At 67.4% G+C, this 9833-nt stretch carries 10 protein-coding genes and 1 pseudogene; all 11 read left to right on the forward strand.

What is annotated here, in order from left to right; genetic code table 11:
• Positions 1-279 precede the first annotated feature (279 nt).
• Positions 280-1200: an HNH endonuclease gene (locus ABD209_RS04310; protein ID WP_344062451.1), complete on the forward strand. Its 921-nt coding sequence runs from the start codon at positions 280-282 to the stop codon at positions 1198-1200.
• A gap of 226 nt (positions 1201-1426) precedes the next feature.
• A complete protein-coding gene (urtA, locus tag ABD209_RS04315) occupies positions 1427-2710 on the forward strand; it encodes an urea ABC transporter substrate-binding protein (protein ID WP_344062456.1) in 1284 nt (427 codons plus the stop codon).
• 179 nt (positions 2711-2889) lie between these two features.
• Positions 2890-3774 (forward strand): urea ABC transporter permease subunit UrtB, encoded by an 885-nt coding sequence (gene urtB, locus ABD209_RS04320; protein ID WP_344062459.1) that lies wholly within the window; start codon positions 2890-2892, stop codon positions 3772-3774.
• The gene (gene urtC / locus ABD209_RS04325; protein ID WP_344062462.1) at positions 3771-4874 is read left to right on the forward strand and encodes an urea ABC transporter permease subunit UrtC; all 1104 of its coding nucleotides are present in this window, start codon (positions 3771-3773) and stop codon (positions 4872-4874) included. The genes urtB and urtC overlap by 4 nt, the downstream gene beginning before the upstream one ends.
• Positions 4871-5692 (forward strand): urea ABC transporter ATP-binding protein UrtD, encoded by an 822-nt coding sequence (urtD, locus tag ABD209_RS04330; RefSeq protein ID WP_344062465.1) that lies wholly within the window; start codon positions 4871-4873, stop codon positions 5690-5692. Before urtC ends, urtD begins: the two co-directional genes overlap by 4 nt.
• A complete protein-coding gene (locus ABD209_RS04335) occupies positions 5692-6381 on the forward strand; it encodes an ATP-binding cassette domain-containing protein (RefSeq protein ID WP_344062467.1) in 690 nt (229 codons plus the stop codon). The genes urtD and ABD209_RS04335 overlap by 1 nt, the downstream gene beginning before the upstream one ends.
• Before the next feature lie 10 nt (positions 6382-6391).
• Positions 6392-6688: pseudogene (locus tag ABD209_RS04340) on the forward strand (urease subunit gamma); the annotation flags it as partial.
• 42 nt (positions 6689-6730) lie between these two features.
• Positions 6731-7021 carry an urease subunit beta gene (gene ureB, locus ABD209_RS04345; RefSeq protein ID WP_344062632.1) on the forward strand — a complete coding sequence of 97 codons (291 nt, stop codon included), beginning with the start codon at positions 6731-6733 and terminating at the stop codon, positions 7019-7021.
• The gene (locus ABD209_RS04350) at positions 7014-8717 is read left to right on the forward strand and encodes an urease subunit alpha (RefSeq protein WP_344062469.1); all 1704 of its coding nucleotides are present in this window, start codon (positions 7014-7016) and stop codon (positions 8715-8717) included. Before ureB ends, ABD209_RS04350 begins: the two co-directional genes overlap by 8 nt.
• Before the next feature lie 35 nt (positions 8718-8752).
• Positions 8753-9430, forward strand: coding sequence for an urease accessory protein UreF (locus ABD209_RS04355; RefSeq protein WP_344062471.1), 678 nt, complete (start codon positions 8753-8755; stop codon positions 9428-9430).
• Positions 9423-9833: GTP-binding protein (locus ABD209_RS04360; RefSeq protein WP_344062641.1), on the forward strand; the 411-nt coding region annotated here is incomplete at its 3' end. The genes ABD209_RS04355 and ABD209_RS04360, both read left to right, overlap by 8 nt.

Genomic DNA, 9833 nt, shown 5'->3' on the forward strand with positions numbered 1-9833 from the left:
ATCTGGAACCTCACCCCCGGCAGCTACGACACCCACCTCACCCAATGGCGACGAACATCCGCCTGACGGGGAAATCCCGTGTGCCCCGCGCTGCAAGGGCCTGCCGCATACCGTCTGCGCAACGAGTTCGACCTCCCCGCGGGACGAGCCGGACTCGCCCTGACTTCTCGGATGGCCGGTCGTGGCTACTTCGCGGGCGGCAGCCGTGCCGAGCCAGATCCTTCTGCGTTGCGCGGAGCGTATCGGACCACCGACCCCGAGGTCTGCCAAGCTGGCCAGGTGCTATCTGTCGATGAGGAGTGGGAGTTGCGGCGTGCCGCCGGCGCCTGGCTTGCGCTCCGCACCAATGACGGCACCGACGCGATCAGCCGAGAGATACTGACGGAGTTCACCTTCCATGGCGAGCGCCTTCCTCTGGTCGATCGGGGCCGCGGCATCCGCAAACCCGCGATTTGCCAGGCGGCACTCTCCCTCATGACCGTGCACACGCCCGATGGCCACAGCCGACCCTATGAGGACGTTCAAGGCCGCGACGGGCTGCCACGCTACAAGCTGCGAGCAGACGCACCCGGGACGGCCGAGAACCTGGCTGTCGCACGGGCGCAGGAGTTGAAGCTCCCGGTGATCTGGCTGATCGGAGTCGCCCCTGGCTGGTTCCAGGCGATCTTCCCGGTCTACGTCATTGGCTCAGAGCCGACACTCGACCAGTTCGTCCTTGCCTACGACCGCGCGCAAGCGATGCCCTTGCCTCAATCGGCTGCACCCTCGCCCCTTGAAGAGACGCTGCGCCGGTATGCCGTCCGCGAGACTCGGCAGCGCTTCCACCAACCGGTTTTCCGGTCAATGGTGATGCGCGCCTACGAGACCACGTGTGCTGTCTGTTCGCTGCGGCATACCCAACTTCTCGACGCCGCGCACATTGTCGATGACGCCGAGGAGGCGGGGGTCGCATCGGTACGAAATGGACTGGCGCTGTGCAAAATTCACCATGCCCCCTATGACGTCGGCATCCTCGGCATCTCTGCGGACTACCGCGTCGGGATCCGCGACGACATCCTGCGCGAAGTGGACGGGCCGCTCTTCGAGCACGGGATCAAGGGACTGCACGTGACGCGCCTGATGAAGTTGCCCGCTCGACGTTCGGATCGTCCAGACCCCGACTTGCTGGCCTGGCGCTTCGATCGCTTCGAGTCCGCCTGACCGCTCAGAAAGCGGTCGGCGGGCGGGTTAGCCCCCGAGCCGGCGCCCGACTCACGACGGTCGCCGGTCGTTGTGAGTTCCTCGACATACCCCCGAAATGTGACGGCGACGGACGCGTTACGCGCGGCTCCTAGGGTCCCCGGTCAGGCCATCGAATGGCCTCGGCAGCGTCGCCGGTCTCCCTAACTGCCAGCGGCGCTACTGCCGAGAAGGGTGGCACCCCAACGTGTCCAAGTCCTCCGTTTCCCGCCCCGCCGTCCGCCCGGCGGCGGCCGCTGCGGGCCTCGCCATTGTCGCGCTGACTCTCGCCGGCTGCGGCGCCAAAACAAGCACCACCACCTCGTCCGTCAATGGCTCCGCCGCGGCCGCCAGCGCCACGTCGTGCGTCAACACCTCGGGCAGCAGCATCAAGATCGGCTTCCTCAACTCCCTCTCCGGCACCATGGCGATCTCCGAGAAGACCGTCAACGACGCGCTCAACATGGCGGCCAAAGAGATCAACGCCGCCGGCGGCGTCCTCGGAAAGCAGCTCGATGTCGTGACCGAGGACGGCGCATCCGAGCCGACGACCTTCGCCGAGAAGGCCAAGAAGCTCATCTCATCCGACTGTGTCGCAGCGGTTTTCGGCGGGTGGACATCGGCCAGCCGCAAGGCGATGCTGCCGGTCTTCGAGGGCCAGAACAGCCTCCTCTACTACCCCGTCCAATACGAGGGTCTCGAGGCGAGCAAGAACATCTTCTACACCGGGGCCACCACCAACCAGCAGATCATCCCCGCCTTGGACTACCTGAAGGAGAAGGGCAAGACCAAGCTCTTCCTCGTCGGCTCCGACTACGTCTTCCCGCGCACCGCCAACAAGATCATCAACGCCTACGCCAAAGCCAATGGCATGACAGTCGTCGGTGAGGAATACACCCCACTCGGCAGCACCGACTTCGCCACCATCGTCGGCAAGGTCAAGAGCTCCGGTGCGGACGCGGTCTTCAACACCCTGAACGGCGATAGCAATGTCGCCTTCTTCAAGGAGTACACCAACGTCGGCCTCAAGGCCGCGACCCTACCCGTCCTCTCGGTGTCCATCGCCGAGGAGGAGGTCCAGGGGATCGGCGCCGCCAATATCGTCGGCCAGCTCACCGCATGGAACTACTACGCGACCATCGACACCCCAGTCAACACGAAGTTCGTCGCCGACTTCAAGGCGATGTATGGCGACAAGCGCGTCACCAGTGACCCCATGGAAGCGGCCTACACCTCGCTCTACCTGTGGAAGAACACCGTCGAGAAGGCGAAGTCCTTCGCCGTCGCCGACGTGCAAAAGGCCGCCGGCGGCGTGAGTGTCGACGCCCCGGAAGGCAAGGTCACGATCAACGGCGAGAACCACCACATCGCCAAGACCGCGCTCATCGGCGAGATCCACGACGACGGCCTGATCTACACCGTGTGGAGCAGCGGCAAGCCGATCGAGCCCGACCCCTTCCTCAAGGGCTACGCCTGGGCCAAGGGACTCTAGTAACCCCCACGAAGTTCTCCGCTCGCAAGCTCACTCCGATACTTCGCGGGGCCCCCGATACGCCACCCCCACGAAGTTCTCCGCTCGCCACACAACCACGACGGATGCCGCGGCCTCGCCAGCGGTGAGGCCGCGGGCATACGTCGACATCACCTCTCCCACAACCGGAACGGACCACGATGGACGTCTTTGCGAGCCAGGTGTTCGCCGGGCTCTCGCTCGGCTCCGTGCTTCTCCTCGCCGCGCTCGGACTCGCTCTGACCTTCGGTCAGCTCGGAGTCATCAATATGGCGCACGGCGAGTTCCTCATGATCGGTGCCTACACGGCATACGTCGTCCAACGCGTCGTGACGGATGCGGGCATCTCGTTCCTGATCGCCCTGCCACTGGCGGCGGTCATCGCCGGCATCCTCGGCGTCGCTCTCGAGTGGGCCGTCATCTCGCGCATGCGCGGCCGCCCACTCGACACTCTCCTGGTCACATACGGCGTGGCGCTCCTCCTCCAGCAACTCGCCCGCGACATCTTCGGCGCCCCGAATATCGATGTGCGAGCGCCCGATTGGCTCTCGGGTCCGATCGTCATCGGTGGGCTGTCGATGCCCAAGACGCGCCTGATGATTCTTGCGCTGAGCATCGGCTGTGTCGCTGCCGTAGCGCTCCTGCTCACCCGCACCCCGATGGGTCGCCGCATCCGAGCGGTGGTGGGCAACCGCGATCTCGCGGAATGCAGCGGCATCGCGACCGCACGCGTCGATCGGCTGACCTTCTTCCTCGGCTCCGCGCTCGCCGGCATCGCGGGCGTCGCGCTGACCCTGCTCGGATCGGTCGGACCGACCGTCGGCCAGAACTACATCGTCGACGCCTTCCTCGTAGTGGTCGTCGGCGGCATCGGCCGCGTGTGGGGAGCCGTGCTCGCGGCGATGGCGCTAGGTCTGCTTCAGTCCTTTCTCCAACTGTGGAGCGACGCCTCGCTGGCCAAAGTGCTCGTCCTGCTCGCCGTCGTCGCCTTCCTCCAGATCCGGCCGCAAGGCTTGTTCACCGTCCGCACGAGGAGTCTGGCATGATCGCTCTCACCCAAAGCTCCCGAGCCCGTCTGGTCGCGGGACTCGTCGCCTCCATCGCCCTGCTCGCGGCGGCACCCGCCGTCCTCTCCGACTTCCGGCTGCTCCTGCTCGCCAAATTCCTCTGCCTGGCCATGGTCGCCGTCGGCATCGGCCTCGCCTGGGGCCGCGGCGGCATGCTCACGATGGGCCAGGGTGTCTTCTTCGGCCTCGGCGGCTACCTGATGGCCATGCACCTCAAGCTTGCCGACGCCGGCCCAGGGGGCGTGCCCGACTTCATGCAGCTCTACGGCACCGGCGTCGTGCCCGCGTGGTGGGAGCCGCTGCGCTCCGGACTTGTCACGCTCCTGCTCATCGTGGTGCTACCAGCGGCCCTGGCGTGGTTGCTCGGTACCGGCGTCTTCCGGCGACGCGTGCGGGGTGCCTACTTCGCCATCCTGAGTCAAGCGCTTGTGGCGGCCTTCGCGATCCTGCTCATCGGGCAGCAGCAGAGCACCGGAGGGACCAACGGGCTCAACGGATTTCGCTCTTTCCTCGGCTATGACCTGACCGATCCGGTCAACCATCAGACCCTGTATGCCCTGTGCGCGGCCGTCCTGATCGTCATGGTGCTCATCGTCCGGCAGCTCTACCGCTCCCGCTGGGGGGAACTGCTCCTTGCCGTCCGCGACCAGGAGAATCGCGTCCGTTTCCTCGGCTACGACCCGGCCTCGGTCAAGATCACTGCCTTCGTCATTGCCGCCGTCTTCGCCTCGATCGGCGGAGCGCTCTTCGTCCCGGTTGTCGGCATCATCTCGCCGGCCGATGTCGGCGTCACCGCCTCCATCGGTTTCATCGTCGGCGTAGCGATCGGGGGCCGTGCCTCGGTGCTCGGACCGCCGCTCGGCGCGATCGCCGTCGCGTGGGCGCAGACCAGCTTGTCGGAAAACTTCCCATCGGCGTGGACGTATGCCGAAGCCGCCCTCTTCATCGTCGTCATCGCCGTGCTCCCGGCGGGCTTGGCCAGCCTGCCAGCACTCGCACGGCGGGTGACGCACCGGCGTGCGGGTGAGGCCACGGCATACGCGCACGGCACCCCAGCCCCTGTGGAAGGATCGCTATGACCAGCCCCGGCCGACACGGCGGCGTCGACGCCGAGCGACTCGGCAAGCTCATCACGCCGGACCCCGAAACCATCCACGACTACCTCGAAATCCGCGGTTTGCGTGTGGCTTTCGACGGCTTCGTCGCCGTGAAGGATATCGACCTGACGGTGACCCGTGGTGACCTGCGCTTCCTCATCGGTCCCAACGGCGCCGGCAAAACCACGGTCATCGACGCCATCACCGGGCTCGTCCCAGCGACCGGAAGCGCCGCCTTCGGCCGCAAGGAATTGCTCGGGAAGCCGGTTCACCGCATCGCCCGGCTCGGCGTCGGCCGGACATTCCAGACCGCCAGCGTCATCGAAGAACTCGACGTGCTGAGCAACCTCGACCTGGCGGCCGGTGCGAGCAGACCAGCGGTCAGCCGGCTACGTGCGCGACGCGGCGTGCCCGCCAGCGTCGAGGAGGCGCTGGAGGCCATCGGGCTGGCCGATGAACGCTTCCGGAGCGCCGGAGCGCTCGCCCACGGCCAGAAGCAGTGGCTCGAGATCGGCATGCTGCTCGTCCAGGGGGCGCGCCTGCTGCTGCTCGACGAGCCGGTCGCTGGAATGAGTCACTCCGAACGCGAGCAGACCGCGGACCTGCTCCGCGCCATCTCGCCGCACCGCGTTGTTGTGGTGGTCGAGCACGACATGGAATTCCTTCGCGCCGTGGCTGATTCGGTGACCGTGCTCGCAGCCGGTGAGGTCCTCGCGCAGGGCACCGTGGCCGAGATCCAGAACGATCCGCGCGTCCAGGAGATCTATTTGGGTACGCCCGTCCACGAAGGGGGACGCTGATGCTGACGCTGGAGAAGGTCCGGCTCGGATACGACCGGACGACAGTCGTCCACGACGTGTCGATCGAAGTCCCGGACAGCGGGATCGTCGCCGTCCTCGGCCACAACGGCGCCGGAAAGACCACCTTGCTGCGCGGCGCAATCGGGTTGCTGCGCCCAATGGCGGGCCGCGTCGTCTTCGACGGCGAGGACGTCGGCCGGCTGGGGCCGTCCGCGCGCGTGGCGCGCGGGCTGGCCTACGTCCCGCAGGGGCAGCAGGCCTTCGGTGATCTCTCGACGAGGGAGAACCTGCGGCTCGTCGCCGAGCAACACCGCGCTCCGGCGTCCCGAATGGACGAGGTGCTCGATCTCTTCCCCGCCCTCGCCGAGCTGATGGATCGGCGCGCGGGCCTACTCTCCGGGGGGCAGCGACAGCAACTGGCCATCGCCCGCGCACTGCTGACCGGGCCGCGACTGCTGATGCTCGACGAGCCGACCGAGGGCATCCAGCCCAATGTCGTCCAGCTCATCGAACGGACCATTGTCGAACTCGCCGCGGCCGGACTGGCGGTGCTGCTTGTGGAGCAGCACGTCGGCTTCGCCCTCCAGGCGGCCAGCACGTATGCCGTGCTCACCAGCGGCCGCATCACCGACCGTGGCGAGGGTGGCGCCACGTCGACGGACACCGTGCGCACGGCCATGCGGATCTGAGGCCACGGTCATGCATCTGATGCCTTCGGATTCGGAGAAGCTGCTGCTCGCCGTCGCCGGCATGCTGGCGCGGGACCGCCTGTCCCGTGGCCTACGCCTGAACTATCCCGAGACCGTCGCCCTGCTCTCGATGTGGGTCGTCGAGCGCGCCCGGGAGGGTGCCTCGGTGGCCGAGTTGATGGCCCAGGGGAGTTCGGTTCTCAGCCCGAGCCAGGTGCTCGCCGAGGTCCCGGGCATGCTGCACGACGTGCAGGTCGAGGCGACCTTCCCCGACGGTCGCAAGCTGGTTACGTTGCACCATCCGCTCGGGCACGGGCGGGCGGGGGTGGCACCGGGCGGCATACGGACGATGGACGGGACGATCACGATCAATGTGCGCCCGGATGGTGAGCGAATCGCCCTGCGCATCGAAAACACCGGCGACCGGCCGGTCCAGATCGGCTCGCATCTGCACCTGCCCGACGCCAATGCCGCGCTCGCCTTCGATCGCGCTGCGGCGCAGGGCTTCCGGCTCGACATTGCCGCTGGGACGTCGGTGCGTTTTGAACCAGGTGTTGCCCGGGACGTGACGGCGGTCAGCCTGGGGGGCGCGCGTCTTGTGCCCGGCCTGCAGATCCGGACGGCGGCGCACGATGGCTGAGCTGACGCGCGCTCAGTATGCCGCCCTGACCGGTCCGACGGTCGGTGATCAGATCCGGCTCGGCAACACCGACCTGTGGATCGAGGTCGAGCGTGACCTGACGGTCGGCGGCGACGAGGCGATCTTCGGCGGGGGCAAGTCGATCCGGGAGTCCATGCTGCAGGGGACAACGACCCGCGCCGAGGGCGCCTTGGACACGGTCATCACCAATGTCGTCCTCCTTGACCACTGGGGGATCGTGCGCGCCGATGTCGGCATCCGCGACGGCCGGGTCGTCGCGCTCGGCCATGCCGGCAACGCCGACATCGCCGACGGTATCGATTCGTTGTTGCCCATCGGCCCGGCCACGGATGTCATTGCCGGAGAGGGAAAGATCCTGACCGCGGGCGGCATCGACATGCACGTCCACTTCCTCTCCACGAGCCAGGTCCACGAAGCCCTCGCCGCCGGCCTGACCACCCTCGGTGGTGGCGGGACCGGGCCGTCGGAGGGGTCCAAGGCGACCACGGTGACACCCGGGTCGTGGCATCTCGCCTCGGTGCTGCGGGGACTGGACCATCTGCCCGTCAACCTGCTGCTGATGGGCAAGGGCAACACCGTCAGCGCAGAAGGGCTGGCCGAGCAGGCGCGCGGCGGGGCCGCGGCCTACAAGGTGCACGAGGACTGGGGATCGACGCCTGCCGCGATCGACGCAGCCCTGCGCGCCGCGGACGAGTGGGGGCTGCAAGTGGCGCTGCACAGCGACTCGCTCAACGAGGCCGGATTCGTCGAGTCGACGCTGCGGGCCATCGGCGGACGATCCATCCACGCCTTCCACACCGAAGGCGCGGGCGGCGGGCACGCTCCGGACATCATGACGATTGCCTCCCATCCCAATGTGCTGCCCGGGTCGACGAATCCGACGCTGCCGCACACGGTCAACACGGTCGCCGAGCACCTGGACATGCTCTTGGTGTGTCACCACCTCAACCCGCGGATTCCGGAGGACCTCGCCTTCGCCGAGTCGCGGATCCGGGCGACGACGATCGCGGCCGAGGACATCCTCCATGACGCCGGGGCGCTGTCGATCACCAGCTCGGATGCGCAGGCGATGGGCCGCATCGGCGAGGTCATCACGCGGACCTGGCAAGTCGCCCATGTGATGAAACATCGGCGCGGGCCGCTCTCGGCATCCGAACGCGCGGACAATGATCGGGCGCGGCGCTATATCGCGAAGTACACGATCAATCCCGCAGTGGCCCATGGCATTTCCCACCTCGTGGGCTCGGTCGAGGCAGGCAAGATGGCGGATCTGGTGTTGTGGGAGCCGGCCTTCTTCGGGGTTCGTCCGAGCGTGGTGATCAAAGCCGGCTCGATCGTCTGGGCAGCCCTGGGCGACCCGAATGCGTCGATCCCGACGCCGCAACCGGTGCTGATGCGGCCCGCCTTGGTTTCGCGGTCGGCAGCGGCGGAGTCGGTGGCCTTCGTCGCGCCGGTGGCGATCGAGGAGGATCTCGCGGGCTGGCTCGGGCTAGGTCGCACGCTGGTGCCGGTCCGCCCGACCCGCGGGGTGACCAAAAGCGACATGGTCAACAACGCGGCCCTGCCAGCCATCGCGATCGACCCTGAGACCTTCGCTATTCGCATCGACGGCGAACTGGTCATTCCAGAGCCGGCAACCGAACTCCCTCTGGCCCAACTGTATTCGTTGTTCTGACGGAGTCGGCAATGGATGGCGATGGAGTGTGGGCGATGATCGTGGACCCTGACATGGCGGGGCTGCTGATATTGGCCGACCCCCGATTGCCGGTCGGTGGGCACACCCAGTCGGGCGGGTTCGAGCCGGCGGTGCTCGGTGGCTGTGGGCTCGCGGACCTGCCGGACTATGTGGAGGTGCGATTGCGGACGGTCAGCGCCGTCGACCTCGGCACCGCCGTGGCCGCGTATGCCGCGCTCGGCGCGCCGTCGGATGGGCTGGCCGATGTGCATGCGCACTGGGCGGCACGGACACCAAGCCACGTGCAACGTCAGGCGTCGGAATCCGCCGGCTCAGGCATGCTGCGGCTGTTGCGCCGGCTCTTCCCGCACCACGTGGCCACCGCGCTCGTCAGCGAACTGCCCACGGCCCCACGACCGATCACGTATGCCGCTCTGGGCCGCGCGTTGGGTGCCTCGCCTCGCGAGGTGGGCGCAGCCTTGCTCCACGACGATGTGCAGGCCGTGACCTCAGCGGCCCTCAAACTGCTCCCGGCCGACCCCGTCGATGCGGTCGGCTGGGCATTGGCGACGCGGGGAACGCGGGCCGAGTTGCTGTCCGCCGCTCTTGCCTGCCCGGGGCGACCGGACGGCATACCGGCCCGCTCGGCACCGCAGCTAGAAATGTGGGCGCATAACCACGACCGAACGAACCGGAGGCTCTTCCGTGCCTGAATCCCCTTCTCCGACAACACAACGCGCTCTCCGCATCGGCGTTGCCGGCCCGGTGGGGACGGGCAAGACGTCGATCATCGGCGCCTTATGCCGAACGCTTGCAGAGCGCATTTCGCTCGCCGTGGTCACCAATGACATCTATACCGACGAGGATGCCCGCATGTTGCGCGCGGCGGGGGTCCTGGATCCGGACCGAATCCGTGCGGTCGAGACCGGAGCGTGCCCGCATACGGCGATCCGCGACGACGTCACGGCGAATCTGACGGCGATCGAGGAGTTGGACGCGACTTATGTCCTGGACGTCGTTCTTGTGGAGTCCGGTGGTGACAACCTGACGGCGACCTTCTCGCCGGCTCTCGTGGACGCGCAGCTCTTCGTTCTCGATGTCGCGGGGGGCGGTGAC

The sequence above is a fragment of the Nostocoides vanveenii genome (genome assembly GCF_039531165.1).
Lineage (GTDB): Bacteria > Actinomycetota > Actinomycetes > Actinomycetales > Dermatophilaceae > Nostocoides_A > Nostocoides_A vanveenii.